Origin of the sequence: Undibacterium sp. Ren11W, from assembly GCF_049340485.1 — a bacterium.
GTDB lineage: Bacteria > Pseudomonadota > Gammaproteobacteria > Burkholderiales > Burkholderiaceae_D > Undibacterium.
In genome coordinates, this window is record NZ_JBMPPB010000009.1 from 173,945 (window position 1) to 194,878 (window position 20,934).

The following is a 20,934-nucleotide window of genomic DNA, read 5'->3' on the forward strand; positions in this document are numbered from 1 at the left end:
GAATAGCGACATGGCAACGACACCAAACAAATCCGCAAAAACAGCGCAAGCAAAAGAGCAGTTATATGCCTGGGAAGGCAAAGATAAAATGGGTAAAACCGTGCGTGGCGAGTTGCGCGCGGGCGGCGAAGCAATTATTAACGCCACCTTACGCCGCCAAGGCATCTTAGTTACAAAAGTTAAGAAAAAAAGTTATAGCACCGGCAAGAAAATAACGGACAAAGATATCACTTTATTTACCCGCCAATTGGCAACTATGATGAAGGCTGGCGTGCCTCTACTGCAATCTTTTGATATTGTAGGTAAGGGTCACTCCAATCCATCGGTCTCTAAGTTATTGCAAGACATACGTGCAGATGTGGAAACAGGTAGTAGCCTGAACCAGGCGTTTCGGAAATTTCCACTTTATTTTGATCCGCTGTTTTGCAATCTAGTGGGTGCTGGCGAGCAGGCGGGTATCCTTGAAGATTTATTGACTCGCTTAGCCATTTACAAAGAAAAAACTTTGGCGATAAAAGCCAAAATCAAGTCTGCGCTCACCTATCCTATCGCGATTCTCGCAGTCGCGTTTATTGTCACTGCTGTCATCATGATCTGGGTAGTTCCTGCCTTTAAAGAAGTGTTTAGTAGTTTTGGAGCCGATTTACCGGCACCGACCTTGGTTGTGATGGCTATTTCAGAATTTTTCGTCAAAAATTGGTATCTTATTTTTGGCGGCGTGTTTGGCGGTGTATATTTTTTCATCCACACATGGAAGCGATCACTTCCGATGCAGCGATTTATGGATAGGGTTTTATTGCAAGCACCAATATTTGGTGATGTCATCCGGAAAGCGACGATCGCACGCTGGACCCGAACATTGGCTACGATGTTTGCCGCTGGTGTACCATTGGTAGAGGCTTTAGACTCTGTTGGTGGTGCATCAGGCAATGCAGTTTATCTCGAGGCAACTATCAAAATCCAGACCGAAGTAACCACTGGCACCAGCCTAACTGTGGCCATGCAAAATGCGAACGTATTTCCTAATATGGTGACGCAAATGGTCTCAATTGGAGAGGAGTCTGGAGCGCTTGATGCCATGCTAGGGAAAGTGGCTGACTTTTATGAAGACGAAGTAGATGAGGCTGTTGCGTCTTTATCAAGTCTAATGGAGCCCATGATCATGGCAATACTTGGTGTAATTATTGGTGGTCTTGTGGTGGCACTTTACCTTCCTATTTTCAAACTTGGCTCGGTGGCTGGATAATGCAAGATGTATTATTGTTTGCAGCGCCAGGAAACATCCTGGCGACGAGCTTCGCCGCTATTGTCGGTTTATTAATTGGTAGTTTTTTAAATGTAGTTATTCATAGAATTCCCAAAATGATGCAAAGGGAATCGGATAACTATGTTGCCATAGAAAACGGTAAAGACCCAGTACATACAGATACCTATAATCTGATGCTGCCGCGCTCCGCTTGCCCGCATTGTGGTCATCAAATCACCGCACTAGAAAATATTCCCGTGCTCAGCTATCTGTTCATCGCGGGGAAATGCACAGGCTGCAAAGCCCCTATTTCCGCTCGCTATCCTATGGTGGAGATGCTGACAGGCGCCTTGTCCGGTTATATGATCTGGCATTTTGGCAGCGGCTTAGCCGGGTTAGGCGCTGTGCTTTTTGTCTGGCTACTGATAGCCATGACTTTCATCGATGCAGATACTCAGTTATTACCCGATGATTTGACCTATCTCTTATTGTGGTCTGGCTTACTCATCAACCTAAATGGCAGCTTTACTTCACTGTCTAGCGCAGTAATAGGTGCAGCAGCGGGTTATCTTTCCCTATGGTCGATTTACTGGTTGTTTAAATTAGCAACTGGTAAAGAAGGTATGGGCTATGGTGATTTTAAGCTCCTGGCTGCGCTTGGCGCCTGGATGGGCTGGAGTATGCTTCCCATTATCATTTTACTGTCCTCATTGGTTGGTGCGCTGGTTGGTATTTCATTAATGCTCTTCACCAAAATGAGTAAGAATAAGCCTATACCTTTTGGCCCTTATTTAGCAGCCGCTGGCTTGATTGCTCTATTGTGGGGTCAGCAATTGTCGCAAACCTATTTTGGTTTGATGGCCTGATGACTGTGGCCGCGTTCACATTAGGCCTAACCGGCGGCATCGGTAGCGGCAAATCGACCATTGCCAATATGTTTGCCGAACTCGGTGCAGGCCTGATTGATACCGATTTGATCGCGCATCAAATTACCGGCCCCGACGGTATCGCGATGCCCGCTATAGAAGAAGAGTTCGGATCTGAATTCATCTTGGCTTCCGGTGCGATGAACAGACAAAAGATGCGCGAACATGTGTTTAGCAAGCCCGATGAAAAGAACCGGCTAGAGCGAATTCTTCATCCAATGATACGCGCAGCCACCGAATCTGCAGCAAAAGACACTCCTGGCAGTTACCTGATTTTTGTCGTTCCTCTGCTGGTCGAATCTAGCTCCTGGCAACAAAGAGTCAGTCGGATCTTGGTAGTCGATTGCCCGGAAGAGACTCAGATCGAGCGAGTCATACACAGAAATGGCATGACAAGAGCGCAGGTAGTGGCAATCATGCAGACTCAGGCGAGTCGAGAGCAAAGACTGCAGGCCGCCGACGATGTCATCGTCAATCAAGGGGATTTAAACGAAATTCGGGATCAGGTGCGTGTCTTGCATCGTAAATATCTTCTTTATTCAAAGTAACTAATACAAATCGCACGCAATGTTTGTAATTTTGCTCAGCTTGGTTCAGAATCACGTGAAACTTAAGTTAGCATTATTTTTACAGGGATATTATTTTGATTGTTTACGAATACCCTTTTAACGAGCGTATTCGCACGTTATTGCGATTGGAAGATCTGTACGAAAAATTTTCATTTTTCTTACATCAGTCTGACGCCATGCAGCATCACGTCGCCCTCGCCACCATTTTTGAAATGCTGGAAGTAGCTGGTCGCGCCGATCTGAAATCAGATTTATTGCAAGAACTAGAGCGTCAAAAACATACCCTGATCAGCTTCAAATCCAATCCCAATGTACAAGCCGATATGCTCGATCGGATACTCGAAGATGTGGACAGGGTCAGTAGCGCCTTAATGGCATGCACAGGAAAAACCGGACAGAGCATACGCGACAATGAATGGCTGATGAGCATACGAGGCCGCACCATCATCCCGGGAGGTGCTTGCGAATTCGATCTGCCTAGCTACCACGCTTGGCAAAAAAACTCTGCTGAGAAACGTTTTGCCGACATTTCTATGTGGTTTGCACCTATCGCCCCCTTATTCGATGCGATCAATGTCGTTTTGCGTTTGCTGCGCGAGTCTGGCGTTACCACTAAAGTATTCGCACAATCAGGTAGTTACCAGCAAATGTTGCAAGGGAAAATGTATCAGTTATTGAGGGTAACGATACAACAGGAACTCAATGTCATTCCTGAAATTTCAGCGAATAAATACATGCTCTGGATACGCTATATGTCGCAAGGCGGCGATATGAAACCGAAAGCCTTCGACGGCGATATTCCCTTTGATCTTACTCTGTGTAATTTCTAATTTTTAATTAGAAGTTTTAATTTTAATTTTTGATTTTCAATTTCCATGACCACCATCGTTGATTGCCCGACCTGCGGCGCTAAAGTTACCTGGGGCGAAGTAAGTCCATTTCGTCCGTTTTGCTCAAATCGCTGCAAGCAAATTGATTTAGGCGCTTGGGCTGAAGAAAAATACACGATACCGGCAGTAAACCTGCCAGAAGATCCCGAATCAGGAATTGATAGCGATCCAGCCTAAGCTACGCCTCTGACCTTGTGTCTACGCTGCTTAGCGCTTTTGCGGTATGCCATGTTTGCGCAATTTTGCCGCAATCATAGAATGGGAAGTAGCCAGACGTTGCGCCAATTTTCTACTGGATGGAAATTGCGGGTACAACTTTTCTAATAAGGCAGATTCGAAAGCGTTCACCGATAATTCCCAGCTTTCGGCCGCATCCAGATTCACCTCTTCCGCACTAATACTCCCCTCGGCCCAGTCTAAATCTGCAGCATCGAGTATACGTTGGTCCGACATCGTAATCGCCCGAAACACCACGTTTTGCAGCTGTCGTACATTGCCTGGCCAACGATTCGAGACCAGCGCAGCACAAGCCGAAGAATTGAGTCTACAAATAGGCTTTTGCGCCTGAGTACAGGCACGCTCAATAAAATGTCTGGCGAGCAATAAAATATCATCTGGCCGCTCGCGCAGCGCCGGCATTTCAAGATGCAAGACATTCAGACGATAAAACAGATCTTCCCTGAAAGCGCCCTCTTGTACCATCTTGCGCAGGTTACGGTGAGTGGCGCTGATGATGCGCACATTGACCTTGACCTCCTTATCGCCGCCGATACGCCGGAATTTGCCATCATTGAGAAAGCGCAGTAATTTGGCCTGCAGATACATGGACATCTCGCCAATTTCATCGAGAAACACAGTGCCGCCATCAGCCATTTCTATCAGACCTGGTTTACCGCCGCGCTGTGCCCCGGTGAAGGCACCCGCCATGTAGCCAAATAATTCACTCTCGGCCAAACTTTCAGGTAGCGCAGCGCAATTTAACTCCAGAAATGGGGCTGCACTGCGGCTGCTGCTGCCATGACAGGCCTGCGCCAGCAATTCCTTCCCAGTGCCAGTTTCGCCGGTAATCAGCAAGGGCGCATCAACTACCGCAACACGCGCAGCGCGTATTTTTAAGGAGCGAATTTGTTCGGATTCGCCAATAATGAAATGAAAACCACTTCCCTCGGAATGCTGAATCGCATGTAAACGCTCGCCTATGCGCTTAGGTGCGTGCAAGGTCAAAAGTGCACCGACGGCTTGCCCTAAATTGGCAATGCCCTCTGAAAACGGCTCAGACACCGCCGTCACATCCATTAAAAAGGGTTCGCCATTCATGATGACTTCACGCGAGGCAACCGTAAAACCGTTGCTGATCAGCTCATCCTGTATTGAAGCGTCCTCCAATAATTCCTTCAGGGTTTTGCGGCATAAGGCTTCTTCGCTAATGCCCGCCACCGCAGCAGCGGCCGCGTTCGCGATCACCACGCGGCCTAGCGCATCAATCGCGATTACCGGATCTTCCATCACCGCCATCATGGTGTCGAGATTCAAGCGCCTGCGTATGCCTGGTAAAATATCCAAAACCTGAATTTGTCCGACTCCTGCCAATTGGTCGCAATCTTGCTGCAAGGATGGCAGCATAGCCTCGCTTAATTCAGGAATATCGATATAGATATTCGGCGGATCGACTTCGACCGCCAGCACATTCAAGCCACGTCGCGCTAGTACCGCCAGAATCTCATGCGCAATACCAACTCTATCGGCGAATTGAATGTTGACACGCATAGCTAGGCTTTCAAATCAAAATGACTCAGGCATATACGCACGCGGTCGCGCATTATGGCTACGAAAACTGCTTACCGATGCCAAGCCACGTAGGCGACTCAAATCAAATTGCTCGAGTTGTTGCAACACTGCGCGATTGACCGTCATTTTGACCTGCATCATCAGCAAATCTACGCTATTTTGGCTGGCGCTACGGCTTCTTGCGGCCAACTGTGGGCTAGGCTCAGCGCCGGCCGCCAATTCGATCGCTGCAGCTTGCTGTGCCGCTGCTACCGCCTTGGCTAAAGTACGTTCTTCCGCCAGACAAAAACAACGGTAAATATCCGCCAGAGTGATGATTCCGTTGCAAGTGCGGCAATGCCACGCATCTTTCTCTTTGGTATCTCGCGCCACCAAACCGTCCTTGCTCAAAGTGGCGAGTATAGAACGTATCAGGCGCGGAGTTTTACCGGTAGCATGCACCAGGCTTTCGATGTTGGCGGTGCGCGGCATCACCATCACGATCTGCGCCAGCAATTCTATGGCCGTATAAAACCGCATATTCAAACTAGGATCAGCAAAAATCTCTGTGCTTGAAAGTAATTGCTCGCGCTCGATCAGCTTCATGCTTGCAACTCACTAGTAAGAATAATCGGACGATTCACACTGCCATAGCGATCCATGAACAGGCCTTCGGTAGAAATGGCCGGGCGCTTGCCTGACACGACATCGGCGATAAATTGACCAGAACCACAAGCCATGGTCCAACCTAAGGTGCCATGCCCCGTATTCAAGAATAGATTCCGGAACGGCGTAGGCCCGACGATAGGTGTGCCATCCGGCGTCATAGGCCGTAAGCCGGTCCAGAATTCGGCTTTTTCTATATCGCCTCCGTTCGGGAATAAATCGGTCACAGAATGCACCAAGGTTTCACGGCGCGCGGCGCGCAGATCGAGGTTGTAGCCAGTAATCTCAGCGGTCCCACCGACCCGTATGCGGTCACCCAGACGGGTAATCGCCACTTTATAGGTTTCGTCCATCACGGTCGATTCTGGTGCGCAATCGGCATCAATAATCGGCACCGTGATCGAATATCCTTTGATAGGATACACAGGGATTTTAATTCCTATTTCACGCAGCAAGATCGGCGAATAACTGCCAAGGGCCAGCACAAAACTGTCGGCAGTGACGTCACCGATCGAAGTTTTTACTGAACTGATTTTGTCGCCGTTAGCGACTAATTTTTCTATGCTGACGCCATATTTAAACTTGACGCCCAAGCCCTCGGCCAACTGCGCCAGACTTTGGGTAAATTTAAAACAATCGCCAGTCTCGTCGCCAGGCAAACGCAAGGCGCCGACAAACTTATGCTGTACATGTTTTAAGGCTGGCTCGACCTTTAAACAAGCCGCTTTATCTAATAATTCGTAAGGCACGCCGTAACGTTCCAAAATCGCGATATCGGTCGCTGCCGCATCGAGTTGCTTTTGATCGCGGAATAATTGCAGTGTGCCCTGAGTGCGCTCATCGTAATGGATGCCGGTATCGTTACGCAATTGCTGCAACACATCACGGCTGTATTCAGCCATGCGCAGCATGCGCCCTTTATTGATCTCGTAGCGTTTGGTGGTGCAATTCATTAGCATTTGGGTTACCCAGCGCCACATCTGCGGATCCAGGCTAGGGCGTATCGCTAAAGGGCTGTGGCGCATCATCAGCCACTTGATCGCCTTCAGGGGAATGCCAGGACCGGCCCATGGTGCCGAATAGCCGGGTGAGACTTCACCGGCGTTGGCGTAACTAGTTTCCAACCCGGATGCGGGTTGACGTTCCAGTACAGTGACTTCGTGTCCAGCCTTAGCCAGGTAATACGCTGATGCAGTACCGATCACGCCAGCACCTAAAATAACGATCTTCATTTTGCTTCCCCCTAAGTACGACAATCTCTGTCGTGGTATTTTTATTGTTGATTAATTAAAACTATAGTGATGACAAATCGGTTTAATGTGCGCTTAAGCGACTTCACCCAGATAGCGGCGCTGATAACGTGCTCCCAGACTGGTCAAGATCTCGTAGCCTATGGTGCCGGCGCGTGCAGCCACCTGATCCACGGTATTGCTCGCGGAGATCAAATCAACCAAACTACCTGCCTGTAAGTGCTCCTGCGGTACCTGGCTAACATCTAAGGTGATGGTATCCATAGAGACGTTGCCCACCATAGGGGCCGCAATGCCTGCAATATGCGCCACCCCGCGGTTACTTAGGCTACGCAGCCAACCATCGGCATAACCCACTGCCACGGTAGCAATCCGGCTAGGCTTTGCACTTTGCCAGGTCAGGCTATAGCCGACTCCAGTTCCAGGCGCGAGCTCGCGGGTTTGTATGATGGCGCCTTGCAAACGCACTACCGCTTGCATAGGGTTGGCGGCACCGGCTACCGGCGCCACGCCATACAAAGCCGCACCGGGGCGGGCCAGATCGAAATGAAACTCCGATCCTAAAAATATTCCTGAAGAATTTGCCAGACTGCCAGCGCAGCCGGGGAATTGAGCCCGCAACCCCTTAAACGCCGCTAATTGCGCGTGATTCATAGGATGTGCCTGATCTTCCGCACAGGCCAAATGGCTCATCAAATAACGAACATCCACACCACGCAAAGCATCGGGCTCAGCCAGCAAATTTTGCACTTCCTGACCCGACAAGCCCATGCGCGACATCCCGGTATCAAACTGTAGCAAGGCTGCTAAAGCGCTCTGACGCGCCACCGCTAAAGAACGCCAGGCAGCAATTTGTTCGCTGCTATTTAATACAGGAATACAACGGTGCTCGATAAATTCAGGCTCGTAGCCACGCGGAGCGCCATGCATCACATAAATTGCGACCGTTTCTGGCACATGTGGGCGCAGAGCAATCGCCTCCTCCAGATGCGCCACGAACAGATGTCTACAGCCCTCGGCGACCAAGGCTTGCGCTACCGGCAGCACCCCCAAGCCATACGCATCCGCTTTGACCGCCGCACCACATAGTGCGCCATCCAACTTATTCTGCAGTAGGCGAAAATTATTTCTGATCGCCCCTAAATCTATCGTTAACATTGCCCCGGCACGCCCCGCATCTTGCTGCATCTTCGCTTCCCCCATGGTGATCAAGCGCTCAAATTTTTTTCATTGTAAGACTCAAAATAAAAAACGAGTTTGCCTATTCATAGCAAGCAACGTGCCAACAAAATAATAATGAAGCAATTCAAGCACTTAAAAAATACATGTATTTTTAGAGTCTTTCCTCTGTATTGTTTTCAATACAGAATCCTCAAAAACACACCCTACCCCGAGAGTATATGTCTATGTCGTCTTAAAAACAGCACGCCGTATCAATATCATTACAGTGTATTGAAATCAATACGAAATAGATCACCATGGTATCCATCCTATGCAGTGCAAAAATATATAGGTCGTTTCCACGAGAATCTGCTCGCCGCCCAAAAAACAGGCATCTTAGCCCGCCATATCTTGTCAAAAAAGATGCACATATTACGGACTTGTCTCAGCGCGTCCACTGTGGACAACCCGTATTGCTTTATCTATTTATGTCGGGAAGCAGGCCTGGCAGCATCCCAGGATGAATCGGCACGCTTTAAGGCAAGCGCAGTTTAAAAGTTTGTGCCATTTTAGCCAATTCGCCACTTTCCTTGAGTCGTGCGAATAAGCTATCGAAGCGCACACGGAGTTGATCGCAACTGACGTGCTTGCAATAGGCAAAATATCCATCCTGGTTATCGATGACATTTGCGACGGCGCTGATATCTTTGGCCAAATCCAAGCTATTTAGCAGTGCCTCAGTATTGCGCACATTGCTTGCTAAGACATCGATATGTTTAGCTTTTAGCATTAAGAGGGCATTGCGCAAAGAATTTGCCGACTCTATCTTCATTGTTTTGCGCTGTTCCTCAAACTGAGCGCCGTATGCCCAGCCATTGATGACACCAATACGCTTATCTTGCAAGGCAGAATAGCTACCATCCCATTGAAATTTAGCCAGTTTTAACGCGTAAAACACCATATCGTCACGATAGAATGCCTTCTCCGCAAACACAAAACGGGTCTCCCGGTCCGCGGTTTTATATGGTCCAACCAGTATCTGCGCCTGATTGGTCTCTACCATTTTTTGCGCCCTGGCCCAGGGAAGAATTTGAAAACTCAGGGTATCGCCATTTTGCCTAGCCATGCTGCGTAGTATTTCCACACCTAAACCGGTAAACTCGCCGGTCTCATTGCGCTCGTAAATCTGTGCGAACTCAGCCCCCACGACTAAAATATCGGCGGCCAAACTAGGCTGAACACCCCACATCCAACAAGCGATGACGACAAAAGCCTGAAAAGCTACACGCATATTTCCCTCGCTATTTAAGCTAAACATTTGGTTTAGTATGCTGGCTAAAGCGTAGTACTGAGTATGTTCCCGCAAGAGTCATAAATCGCAGTTTATCGGTATTTGCGAATTTACAATAGCAGCATTTTCCAGCCAGAAGCGGCGCTTTCAATGCTCGCCAGAATCGCGCCAACTTCTAGCCAGCAAGCTTAGCCTGATTCCAGACACATATTTCTATGGGAAAAATAAAAGATAAAGCACTAAATGGGGGAGTATCTGCATCCATCAAGCGATTACGCACGCAGTACCTGCGCAATTTAAAAAAATAGGCGATACCCTCCCCTAGTATAAAATTTACCCAAGGTCGTGTTAGAGCCGAGCAACGCTAACGCGCAGCCTTCAGGCAAGCCGCTTGGACAGACAGACCGAGGCTCGATTGTCCGCATATTTACCGAAATTCGGGATGGCCGTGTAGCCATGCTTGGCATAAAAATCGAGGGCGTGCTGATTGATGCGGCGGGTTGATAGACATAACTCGGCATACCCCAGCACCAGCGCTTGTTGCTCTATATGTGCCAGGATGGCGCTGCCCACACCTAGGGTGCCAGGCACGGCGTACATGCGCTTCAGTTCCGCACTCTGCTGTGTCATAGGCCGAAATGCGGCGCAGCCTAGCGGCTTGCCAGCAGCGTCGCGTGCGACCACAAATAAGGCACGTGCGCCGCGTACATCGTCCGCATCAAACGAAGAGGTGCCAGGGTCACCCGTGATCTGGCTCAGGCGCACCGAGAGTGCCGCCATCAGAGTGATAGCATCGGGACAAGCGGGATCTTCAGCAGAGATAATGTACATAGCGGATTAGCGATCAATACCGACTGCAGGCAGATCAGCGTAGCGCTCCAGATCGAGCCACTCTAACAAAGGAATGGTAGCGGGTAACAAGGGCGTGACGCCGACCGCTCCTTGCCAGGCGAAGGCTTGGCCTTCCAGACTTTGCGGCTCGCCCTGCCAGTTGCGTGAAATATAAAAATGCAGACGCACATGGGCGTGCGGATACACATATTCGACGCCGCACCATGCTTCTGCACTGAGGATATGGATACCCAGTTCTTCGACAAATTCGCGCTTTAAGGCGTCGAGTATGCTTTCATCCGGCTCGACCTTACCGCCGGGGAATTCCCAATAACCTTCATACGGCTTGCCAGGTGGACGCTGGCCGAGTAAGACGTCGCCGTTCGGCTTGAGCAGAATGCCGACTGCCACATTCACAGGAGTTTTTTTCATCGATTATTTCAAATTAAGGGGAGTATAGGAAGTCATGTGGCGATTACGCATATGCGATATGCGCAATCGCCTTTAATAATGCTATACCCCTGGAGAGTATATGCTTAAAGTATGGTTTAAAGCGCCGCTTCGCCCAGTCGCCCTGCAGTGTCGCGCGCAAACTGCCAGGCGACACGACCGGAGCGTGAGCCGCGTTGCAAAGCCCAGCGCAGCGCATCGCCACGCGCCGCTTCTATCTGCGCTGCATCGCAACCCATGCTGGCTAGCCAGTAGGCAACAATCTCCAGATAATCATCTTGCTTAAACGGGTAAAAAGAAACCCAGAGGCCGAAACGTTCGGACAGCGAGATTTTTTCTTCCACCGTTTCACCAGGATGTAAATCACCCTCATCGCTGACATGGTAGCCGGCGTTATCCGACATCTTCTCGGGCAGCAAATGTCGCCGGTTTGAAGTTGCATAGATCAAGACATTATCCGATTGCGCCGAAATACTGCCATCGAGCGCTACCTTCAAGGCCTTGTAACCGGGCTCGCCATCTTCGAAAGAGAGATCGTCGCAAAAGATGATGAAGCGCTCGGGGCGCTCCGCCACCAGATCGACGATATCCGGCAAGTCGCACATATCGGCTTTATCCACCTCGATCAGGCGCAAGCCTTGCCCCGCAAATTGATTCAGGCAAGCCTTGATCAAAGACGATTTTCCGGTACCGCGGGCACCGGTAAGCAAGACATTATTGGCAGGCTTGCCGTGCACGAACTGGCGCGTGTTCTGCTCTATCTGGGCTTTTTGCGCGCTGATATTTTGCAAATCATCGAGCGCGATCACAGCCACATGCTTGACCACCTGCAAAAACCCCTGTCCACCGCGTTTACGCCAGCGAAACGCATTGCCGACCCGCCAGTCTGGTTGCGCGGTAGGCGCGGGCAAAATGGATTCGAGGCGGCTAAGCAAATGCTCGGCACGCATTAAAAATTGATCCAGTTGCGTCATAAGTTCACCCGCCTAATCATAGAATCGTTGAATCGTGATCAAGAACGATAATCGGCATTGATAGAGACATAGTCATGCGACAGATCGCAAGTCCAGACCGTGGTGTTAGCCTCGCCGCGTCCCAGTTTGACGCGTATCGTGATCTCGCTTTGCTGCATCACGCGCTGGCCATCTGCTTCACGGTAATCAGGATTGCGGCCACCGCTCTTGGCCACCAATACCTCATCGAGATACATATCGAGTTTGCTCACATCGAGGTCAGTCACGCCGGCATAGCCGATCGCGCACAGGATGCGGCCCAGATTCGGGTCAGACGCAAAGAAAGCGGTTTTCACCAGAGGTGAATGGGCGATCGAATACGCGATCTTGCGGCATTCTTCCAGATCACGCCCTTCTTCCACTGCAATACTGATAAATTTAGTCGCGCCTTCGCCATCACGGATAATCATGTGTGCCAGCTTTTGCGACAAGGCATTCACTGCGCTTGCTAATGCCAGATATTCCGGTGAGTCGATTTCGGTAATTTCCAACTCAGAAGCACCGGTAGCAATCAGCATGAAAGAATCATTGGTCGAGGTGTCGCCATCAATCGTGATGCAATTGAAGGATTGATCGGCCGCTTGCTTGACCATGTGCTCCAACACCGATTGCGAGACTTTGGCATCCATGGCCAGATAACCGAGCATGGTCGCCATATTCGGCTTAATCATGCCGGCGCCTTTACTGATGCCGGTCATGGTGACGGGGATGCCGTTAATCACGACATAGGACGAGGCCGCTTTCGGTTGGGTATCGGTAGTCATGATGGCTTCGGCCGCCGCATACCAATTATTTTCACTCAGGCATTCTAGTGCCGCAGGCAACCCGGCGATTAGCTTATCGACAGGCAAAGGCTCGAGGATTACGCCGGTAGAGAAAGGCAAGATCTGGGCTGGTTCGCAGTCTAGCAATTCGGCCAGTGCCGAGCAGGTAGCGTTGGCCGCAGCCAAACCTGCGTCGCCGGTGCCGGCATTCGCATTGCCGGTATTCACCACCAAAGCACGGATGGGTCCATCGCTCATGTGCAGGGCATCCAGATGCGCCTTGCACACTTGTACCGGCGCGGCGCAAAAGCGATTGGTGGTAAATACGCCCGCCACCGTCGCCGTTGGGGCCAGAGCCATCACCAGTACATCTTTGCGATTTGGTTTTTTGATGCCAGCTTGAGCAAAGCCCAGACGAATGCCAGCGATAGGTTTTAAGTCCGCCGCGACCGGCAGTGGAGAATTAACAGCCATGATAAATATCCTTGCAATGAGATCAATCCATCATTGTAGGGCATTTTTAAATCTGTTTTGTTACATTAGCGTACGGCCTGCAGAGCTTTAACTCCGCAGGCAGCCTCTGCAGGCCAAACTGAGATCTTCGCATTAAGATTTCAATAAACTGATCAGGGATGTTCACCAATAATCGGGCCTTTGCCGCTGAAGCGATCCAGCGCCAGATAAATCACAGGCGTGATAAATAAGGTGATCGCCTGCGAGAAGATCAAGCCCCCGACTACCGCCAGACCCAATGGCTGGCGTAACTCAGCACCTGCCCCCAAGCCGAACGCTATCGGCAGCGCGCCGACCAAGGCGGCAAGGGTAGTCATCATAATAGGGCGGAAGCGCTGGATACAGGCTTCACGAATCGCCTCGGCCGGCGACATGCCCTGGTGCCTTTGTGCATCCAGCGCAAAATCTATCATCATGATGGCGTTTTTCTTGACGATACCAATCAACAGCAAAATACCTATGGTGGCAATCAGGGTCAGATCCTTATCGAAAAATTTCAGCATCAAGAGCGCCCCCACGGCCGCCGAGGGCAAACCCGCCAATATCGTCAAGGGATGGATATAGCTCTCGTACAGTACGCCCAGCAAGACATAAATGACCAGCAAGGCGGCCACGATCAAGACTACCTGACCTGACTGCGAGTCTTTAAACACGGCGGCATCACCACCATACGAGCTGATTACCGACGCTGGCAATTTCAACTCTTCCCGATACGCCTCTATCTTGTTGGTGGCATCGCCCAAAGCCGTGCCTGGTGCCAGATTAAACGACACCGTCACCGCCTGCAATTGGCCAACATGGTTAATCGCGGTCGGGCCTATGGTGCGCTTGATGGTGGCAAAACTGGCGAGCGGCACCAACGCCCCGGTGTTGGCGCGCACATAGATACCCTCAATGGCAGATTCATCCTGCTTGGCTTGTGGCGCCACTTCCATGATCACCATATAGCTATCGACGCTGGTGTACATGGTAGAAACCTGACGTTCACCAAAGGCACTGTAGAGGCTAGACCTGACGCTATCCATATTCACGCCCAAGGCGCTGGCTCTGTCTCGATCTATGCTCAAGGATGCTTGCAAGCCCTTCAGTTGCGAATCAGTGGTGACATCTTTAAAGCCAGGATCGGTACGCAATTTATCCTGCATTTTTAAGGCCCAGTCGCTCAGCTCACCGGCCTCTACGCTTTGTAAAATGTATTGGTATTGGCTCTTACTAGGGCGACCGCCTAGTTGCAAATTTTGCGTAGGGCGCAAAAAGACATTAATGCCCGCCACATTGCGTAGCTTGTTGCGTAAGCCTTCTACCACTTCCTTCATCGGTTTGCGCTGGTCGCGCGGCTGCAGATTGACAAACATACGTCCGGTATTTTGCGCCCCGCCTCCGCCATTAAACGATGAAGCAGTACGCACGTTCGGGTCGTCTCGAATAATTTTGGCGACCTGATCTTGCAGGTTGACCATGGCCGGGAATGAGGTATCTTCTGCCGCTTCCGTCGATACCTGGATCTGACCGATGTCTTCTTCAGGAAAAAAACCCTTGGGGATGGTATTGAACAAATAGGCGGTTGCCACAAAGGTCAATACGGCGACGATGAGCACGCCAGTACGATGGCGCAAGGCCAGATCGAGGCCGCGCGTATAAGCGCGCAAAGAAGCATTAAAACCAGTTTCAAAACTATGGGTGATAGCGCTCAACCAGCCCGATGGAGTTGGCATCTGATGTTCGCTTTTGAGAAACTGGCTGGCCAGCATAGGCACCAACGTCAGCGAAACAAAGGCCGACACTATGATAGCCAGACTAACAATCACGGCAAACTCATGAAATAACTGGCCGATCACACCTGGCATAAAAAAGATAGGAATGAACACTGCGATCAGCGAGGTGGAAATCGAAATAATCGTGAAACCGACTTCACGCGAACCTAACAAGGCGGCCTGAAATGGCTCCATCCCCTGCTCCACATGGCGCATGATATTTTCCAACATGACGATGGCGTCATCGACTACCAGCCCCACCGCTAACGTCAAACCTAACAAGGAAATATTATCCAGCGTATACCCAAAGCCGGATAACAAAGCGATTGCACCTATCAGGGATACCGGCAAAGACAAAGTAGGTATTAGGGTCGCCACCATACGGCGTAAAAACAAAAAAATCACCACGACGACTAAGGCAATAGTCAACAACAAGGTCAGATTCACGTCATGCAGAGCATCACGCACTGAAGCGGATCTGTCGTTGGCCAAAATAATATTCACAGAACCGGGCAACTGGGCTTTAAAGGCTGGCATGGCAGCCTTGATAGAATCGACCACCTTTACTGTATTGGCATCGGTCTGGCGCTGTATCGCCAGCATGATGGAGCTTTCGCCATTAAAGTTAGCTGCCGTTTTGACCTGCTCGTAACTATCTTCGACTTGCGCCACATCGCGCAGGCGCACGACTTGCCCGCCTTTATTACTGACGATGAGATTGGCAAATTCTGCCGCATTTTGCAACTGCTTATTCGCCATCAAGGTCAGGGTTTGCTTATCGCCTTCCAGCGTGCCGACCGGCGTGTTGACGTTCGACGCACGCAGACTGGTAGAGAGTTCATCGAGCGTCAGATTGCGCGCCACCAGCGCATCCGGCAAGACCCGGACCCGAACTGCATAGCGTTTAATCCCAAAGATATTGACTTGCGCCACACCGGCCAAAGTCGATAAATTCGGCGAGATTAAATGCTCGGCATAACTGGTCAGCTCCGCCAAACTGAGGGATGGCGAGGTCATCGCTAAAATTAGAACAGGTGCATCAGCAGGATTCACCTTGCGATAAGACGGCGGTGCCGTCATATCTTGCGGCAGCGAGCGCTGCGCCCGCAACAAAGCGGCCTGCACATCGACCGCAGCGGCGTCGATATTGCGGTTCTGATCAAACTCCAGCGTCAGCGAGGTCGAGCCCAGAGTATTGCTAGAACTGATAATCGACAAACCAGGGATAGTCGCAAATTGCTTTTCCAGCGGCAAAGCCACCGAGGTCGCCATAGTTTCCGGACTGGCACCAGGCAAGCCGGCAAAGACACTGATGACTGGCGTATTGTAGCTAGGTAAGGCAGCAACAGGGATGAAACGATAGGCTAACACGCCCGCAACCACGATCGCCAGATTCAGCAACACCGTCATCACCGGACGGCGGATAAACAGCTCGGACAAATTCATGATGCGCTCACGCTGGCAGCACTGGAAGCTGGCTTAATGTCGGACTTAGTGTTCAAGTTAGTATCGGGCTTGGTGGTAGGCTTGGAGTCTAACTTCGCATCAGCAACTCTTTCCTTAACCTGCATACCGGGTCGCAGATTTTGTTTGCCGTCTAAAATCACTTTAGTGCCGGCGGCAATGCCGCTCACCACCGCATCCTGGCCATAACTATGCAAGAGAGTGACTTTACGCATAGCCGCCTTGCCTTCCGCATCGACGACGTACACGGAGTTTTCTTTTGGTCCTATGATGATGCCATCTTGCGGCACCACGATGGCGTCTTTCAAGGTCAACACACTCAGTTCCACGTTCGCGTACGCGCCTGGCCACAATTTCATTTCTTTATTCTCGAACAGCGCTTTTACTTTGACCGTGCCGGAGGCGGCATCGACCATATTGTCGACAAATTGCAAGCGTCCCTTAAACTGACTCTGCTCATCCGGCAAGCGCGCCAGCACAAAGCTGTCGCTACGTTTCATACTGTCTAATGCATCTTGCAAATTGCGCTGAGGCAGAGGGAAACTGATAGCGATAGGATCCATCTGAGTAATCGTTACCAGAGCGACACCACTGGCATTGGCCTGCACCGAGGAGCCAGCAAACACATTGATAGTGCCGGTACGCCCGCTACTCGGAGCGAGGATTTTGTTATAACCGAGTGCCACCCGCGCCGCCGAAATGGCCGCTTTATCGGAGGCGATTACGGCTTGCTGTGCCTGCACCGCGGTCTGACTGGCATCGACCATACTTTGTGCCAGAAACTTTTTAGAAAACAGGTCTTTATTCCGTTCCAGATTGCGCAGATTATCGGCCAGGGTGGCCAGGTCTTTATCCAATTGCGCTTGCGCCTTGGCCAGATTCACCTCATCGATACGGCTATCCAAAGTAAACAAAAGTTCGCCGCTGCGGACAAACTGCCCTTCTTTGATATGCACCTTGCTCACCGTGCTGTTGACTTGAGCGCGCACATCAACCGTATTAAGTGCGGAAATAACGCCATTGGCGCTCAATAGTAAAGGGTAATCGCGCTGCTCGGCCACGGCCGTGGTAACGGTAACCGGTTTGTTTGACGGGCCACCGCCAAGATTTTTACCAAGAGCATTTTTATCAGCCGCATTCTCCACTCCTGGTGTGCGTGTGGCATAGTAGCCAGCGCCAAAAACGGCCAACAGCGCTACCGTGATCGTGAAAGTGCGTAATTTACTCATTTTATAATTTTCCTGTGCCGACTCTGACCAATTTCGAGCAGTTTAGACCGAAATGCAATACAAAAGTTCTATCAAGGCAAGATCCTAGCAAAGAAAAAGCCAGCACAAGGGCTGGCTTTTTCTTTTTATACTTTATGTTACCAAACTAAGTATATTAATGCGTCGCTCATTGCGCGCCACATCGATATATTATTGCCGGCAACTTACACCACTGCACCATCGGTATCATCTTTTTCTTTGATCGGTTTAATCAAATCTTCACGCTTCACGCCCAACCACATGGCGATCGCCGCGGCCACAAAAACTGAAGAATAAATACCGAACAAAATACCTATCGTCAAAGCGGTAGCAAAGCCGTGCAAAGTAGGTCCACCGATTAACAACATCGCCAACACCATAATCTGGGTACAACCATGCGTAATCACGGTACGTGAAATCGTGCTGGTAATCGCATTGTCGATCACCTCGGTCACCGAGGTCTTGCGCTGCTTACGGAAATTTTCGCGGATACGATCAAAAATAACCACCGATTCGTTCACCGAGTAACCCAAGACTGCCAGTACCGCTGCCAACACCGAGAGATTAAATTCCCATTGAAAGAAGGCAAAGAAACCCAGGATGATCACCACGTCATGCAAGTTGGCGATAATCGCAGCGACCGCGTATTTCCATTCGAAGCGCACTGCCAGATAAGCCATCACGCCAACGATCACCATCAGCAAGGCACGCAGGCCGTCATGCGCCAACTCGTCGCCCACTTGCGGACCGACGAAGGAAACACTCTGTTTTTTGACATCGGCATCTTGCGCCAGCAAGGCATTAAATACTTTATCGCCTTGTTGTGCAGTGGTCAGTGCCTTATCTACCGGCAAACGTATCAGCACCCGCGAGGCCTCACCGAAGCTCTGTACATTGGCGTCAGCAATACCCAAACTATCGATGGTCTTGCGCACCCTTTCCAGATTGGCCGGCTTACTATAACTGACCTCCATCAAAGTACCACCGGTAAATTCTACCGATAAATGCAGGCCTTTATGCAGCAGGAAAAAGACTGCAGCGACGAAGGTTAAAGCAGAAATGACATTAAAAATCAGCGCATGGCGCATGAAAGGAATGTCTTTTTTAATGCGGAATAATTCCATGATAAAGATCTCTTTTATTCAGTGCGCACTGCAACTGCGGATTGTTCGGCGGATTCGGTCGGCTTCCAGATTTGTCCTATCGATACGGAGTTGAGCTTTTTCTTACGACCGTACCAGAGATTAACGACACCACGCGAGACAAACACGGCGGAGAAAATCGAGGTCAAGATACCCAGACAATGGACCACAGCAAAACCCTTGATAGGACCGGAACCAAACATCAACAAGGCCAGACCGACGATCAGAGTCGTTACATTCGAATCCAGAATAGTGGCCCAGGCTCTATCGAAACCAGCCGAAATCGCCGCTTGCGCCGTAGCACCGCCGCGCAACTCTTCACGAATACGCTCATTGATCAGTACGTTGGCATCAATCGCCATACCCAAGGCCAGAGCAATCGCCGCCATCCCTGGCAAGGTTAACGTTGCCTGCATGCCGGACAACAGAGCCACCAGCAGCAATAAGTTAAACGATAAGGCCAAGACACTGAAGAAACCAAACAACATGTAATAGGCAATCATAAAAATCGAGATCGCGGTGAAGCCATACAAAGTTGAGTTAAAACCTTGTTTGATGTTCTCGGCACCGAGTTGCGGGCCTATAGTGCGCTCTTCTATGATTTCCATAGGAGCCGCCAGCGAACCGGCGCGTAACAACAAAGCCAGATCAGACGACGCTGAGGTCGAGCCCATGCCAGTGATATTGAAACGGGCACCGAGTTCATCCTGGATAGTAGCAACGGTAAGCAACTCGCCCTTGCCTTTTTCAAACAAGACGATCGCCATTTTTTTACCGATTTTGCCGCGCGTCCCTTCGCGCATCTTACGACCACCATCGCCATTGAGATCGATACTCACAGACGGCTGCTGATGCTGATCAAAGCTGGCGTTAGCGCCAGAAATATAATCACCGGTAATGACAGGATCTTTATACAAAATTGCTGGTCCACCACGGCCTACTTTGAACATTTCTGAGCCGAAAGGTACTGCAGTATTTTCATCGACCATGCCGATCACCGTTTCATCGACCAGACGCACTTCAAGCGTGGCTGTTCTACCGATCAATTCTTTGGCACGTGCCACATCTTGTACACCGGCCAACTCGACTACGATACGATCTGGGCCTTGCTGTTGTATCAAAGGCTCAGATACACCCAGCTCGTTGACGCGCTTGGATAAGGCTGTGATGTTTTGTTTCACGCCCTCTGTCATGATTTGCTTCATGGCTTCTGGCTTCATGCTCACTTGCAACAAGAAATCACCCGCCTCAGTGCCGGCCACTTCCAGCGAATTAGCGTCCTTCATTTGATCTTGCAAAACTGTCTTGGCTTTCAGGCGGGTTGCTTCATCGCGAAATTTTACGCTGACCACCTCGGCTTCGCGGCTAATGCCAGCATGCCGCACTTCTTTTTCACGCAAGACTGAACGCACACTAGCTTGCAGATTTTGCACCTGCTTGGCGACCATCGCCTTAGTGTCAACCTGCATCAAAAAGTGCACACCACCCTGTAAATCGAGACCCAGCACCATAGGCAAGGCACGTATGCTTTGCAACCAGTTAGGCGTGTTCGACAAGAGATTAAAGGCCACCGTATAGGTAGGATCAGCCAAATCCGGGTTGAGCGCTTTTTCCAAAGCGTCTTTGGCTTTGAATTGGGTATCGGCATCCGTAAAGCGCGCGCGCACCGTTCCCTGTACACCATTGTTCTCGTAAAACAAGCCTTCGGTCTTGACGCCGGCTTGCTGCAAAGCTTGCTCGGCACGGCTGACCATGCCGCTATCAACCTTCACGGTGGATTTAGCACTGCTAATTTGTACCGCAGGCGCTTTACCAAAAAAATTCGGCGCAGTGTACAAGGCGCCAAATAGCAGCGCAATCAGGATAATGATGTACTTCCAGAGGGGGTAGCGATTCATAGTGGTTCAGAATAAGTAGTGGTTTTAAAATGCCGACTTAAGCTGACTTAATTAAGCTGACTTAATTGAGCTGGCTTAAATATGCAAAAACG

18 protein-coding genes are annotated in these 20,934 nt (G+C 50.3%); 5 read left to right on the forward strand and 13 right to left on the reverse strand.

The annotated features are described in order from the left end of the window. Positions 1-10 precede the first annotated feature (10 nt). From ACO0K8_RS18550 to yacG, 5 genes are all read left to right on the forward strand, one after another. The gene (locus ACO0K8_RS18550; RefSeq protein WP_422948130.1) at positions 11-1,246 is read left to right on the forward strand and encodes a type II secretion system F family protein; all 1,236 of its coding nucleotides are present in this window, start codon (positions 11-13) and stop codon (positions 1,244-1,246) included. Beyond that, on the forward strand, positions 1,246-2,112 hold the full coding sequence (locus tag ACO0K8_RS18555; protein WP_422948131.1) for a prepilin peptidase: 867 nt from the start codon (positions 1,246-1,248) through the stop codon (positions 2,110-2,112). Before ACO0K8_RS18550 ends, ACO0K8_RS18555 begins: the two co-directional genes overlap by 1 nt. Continuing rightward, the gene (gene coaE, locus ACO0K8_RS18560; protein WP_422948132.1) at positions 2,112-2,720 is read left to right on the forward strand and encodes a dephospho-CoA kinase; all 609 of its coding nucleotides are present in this window, start codon (positions 2,112-2,114) and stop codon (positions 2,718-2,720) included. The genes ACO0K8_RS18555 and coaE overlap by 1 nt, the downstream gene beginning before the upstream one ends. Positions 2,721-2,815: 95 nt before the next feature. Further along, a complete protein-coding gene (zapD, locus tag ACO0K8_RS18565) occupies positions 2,816-3,571 on the forward strand; it encodes a cell division protein ZapD (RefSeq protein ID WP_422948133.1) in 756 nt (251 codons plus the stop codon). A gap of 45 nt (positions 3,572-3,616) precedes the next feature. Beyond that, positions 3,617-3,808 (forward strand): DNA gyrase inhibitor YacG, encoded by a 192-nt coding sequence (gene yacG / locus ACO0K8_RS18570; RefSeq protein WP_422948134.1) that lies wholly within the window; start codon positions 3,617-3,619, stop codon positions 3,806-3,808. 30 nt (positions 3,809-3,838) lie between these two features. Here yacG and ACO0K8_RS18575 read toward each other — a convergent pair whose 3' ends face one another. The 13 genes from ACO0K8_RS18575 to secD all read right to left on the reverse strand — a co-directional run bounded on the left by ACO0K8_RS18575 (position 3,839) and on the right by secD (position 20,842). Beyond that, on the reverse strand, positions 3,839-5,398 hold the full coding sequence (locus ACO0K8_RS18575; RefSeq protein ID WP_422948135.1) for a sigma-54-dependent transcriptional regulator: 1,560 nt from the start codon (positions 5,396-5,398) through the stop codon (positions 3,839-3,841). Between the two features lie 15 nt (positions 5,399-5,413). Continuing rightward, positions 5,414-6,004, reverse strand: coding sequence for a hypothetical protein (locus ACO0K8_RS18580; RefSeq protein WP_422948136.1), 591 nt, complete (start codon positions 6,002-6,004; stop codon positions 5,414-5,416). Further along, on the reverse strand, positions 6,001-7,296 hold the full coding sequence (locus tag ACO0K8_RS18585; protein ID WP_422948137.1) for a D-amino acid dehydrogenase: 1,296 nt from the start codon (positions 7,294-7,296) through the stop codon (positions 6,001-6,003). The genes ACO0K8_RS18580 and ACO0K8_RS18585 overlap by 4 nt, the downstream gene beginning before the upstream one ends. A gap of 93 nt (positions 7,297-7,389) precedes the next feature. Further along, the gene (gene alr / locus ACO0K8_RS18590; protein ID WP_422948138.1) at positions 7,390-8,517 is read right to left on the reverse strand and encodes an alanine racemase; all 1,128 of its coding nucleotides are present in this window, start codon (positions 8,515-8,517) and stop codon (positions 7,390-7,392) included. Between the two features lie 493 nt (positions 8,518-9,010). Then, the gene (locus ACO0K8_RS18595) at positions 9,011-9,766 is read right to left on the reverse strand and encodes a substrate-binding periplasmic protein (RefSeq protein WP_422948139.1); all 756 of its coding nucleotides are present in this window, start codon (positions 9,764-9,766) and stop codon (positions 9,011-9,013) included. Positions 9,767-10,144: 378 nt separating this feature from the next. Continuing rightward, complete coding sequence (locus ACO0K8_RS18600) at positions 10,145-10,597, reverse strand: GNAT family N-acetyltransferase (protein WP_422948140.1); 453 nt, start codon at positions 10,595-10,597, stop codon at positions 10,145-10,147. Positions 10,598-10,603: 6 nt separating this feature from the next. Further along, on the reverse strand, positions 10,604-11,029 hold the full coding sequence (locus ACO0K8_RS18605; RefSeq protein WP_422948141.1) for an NUDIX domain-containing protein: 426 nt from the start codon (positions 11,027-11,029) through the stop codon (positions 10,604-10,606). A gap of 116 nt (positions 11,030-11,145) precedes the next feature. Next, positions 11,146-12,021 (reverse strand): ATP-binding protein, encoded by an 876-nt coding sequence (locus ACO0K8_RS18610; RefSeq protein WP_422948142.1) that lies wholly within the window; start codon positions 12,019-12,021, stop codon positions 11,146-11,148. Between the two features lie 38 nt (positions 12,022-12,059). Further along, the gene (gene argJ, locus ACO0K8_RS18615; protein WP_422948143.1) at positions 12,060-13,298 is read right to left on the reverse strand and encodes a bifunctional glutamate N-acetyltransferase/amino-acid acetyltransferase ArgJ; all 1,239 of its coding nucleotides are present in this window, start codon (positions 13,296-13,298) and stop codon (positions 12,060-12,062) included. A 152-nt stretch (positions 13,299-13,450) separates the two neighbouring features. Then, the gene (locus ACO0K8_RS18620) at positions 13,451-16,537 is read right to left on the reverse strand and encodes an efflux RND transporter permease subunit (protein ID WP_422948144.1); all 3,087 of its coding nucleotides are present in this window, start codon (positions 16,535-16,537) and stop codon (positions 13,451-13,453) included. Beyond that, positions 16,534-17,784 (reverse strand): efflux RND transporter periplasmic adaptor subunit, encoded by a 1,251-nt coding sequence (locus ACO0K8_RS18625; RefSeq protein ID WP_422948145.1) that lies wholly within the window; start codon positions 17,782-17,784, stop codon positions 16,534-16,536. The genes ACO0K8_RS18620 and ACO0K8_RS18625 overlap by 4 nt, the downstream gene beginning before the upstream one ends. Positions 17,785-17,987: 203 nt before the next feature. Then, complete coding sequence (gene secF / locus ACO0K8_RS18630; RefSeq protein WP_422948146.1) at positions 17,988-18,926, reverse strand: protein translocase subunit SecF; 939 nt, start codon at positions 18,924-18,926, stop codon at positions 17,988-17,990. Positions 18,927-18,940: 14 nt separating this feature from the next. Continuing rightward, entirely contained in the window at positions 18,941-20,842 is a 1,902-nt protein-coding gene (gene secD / locus ACO0K8_RS18635) for a protein translocase subunit SecD (protein ID WP_422948147.1), read from the reverse strand. Positions 20,843-20,934: the final 92 nt, after the last annotated feature.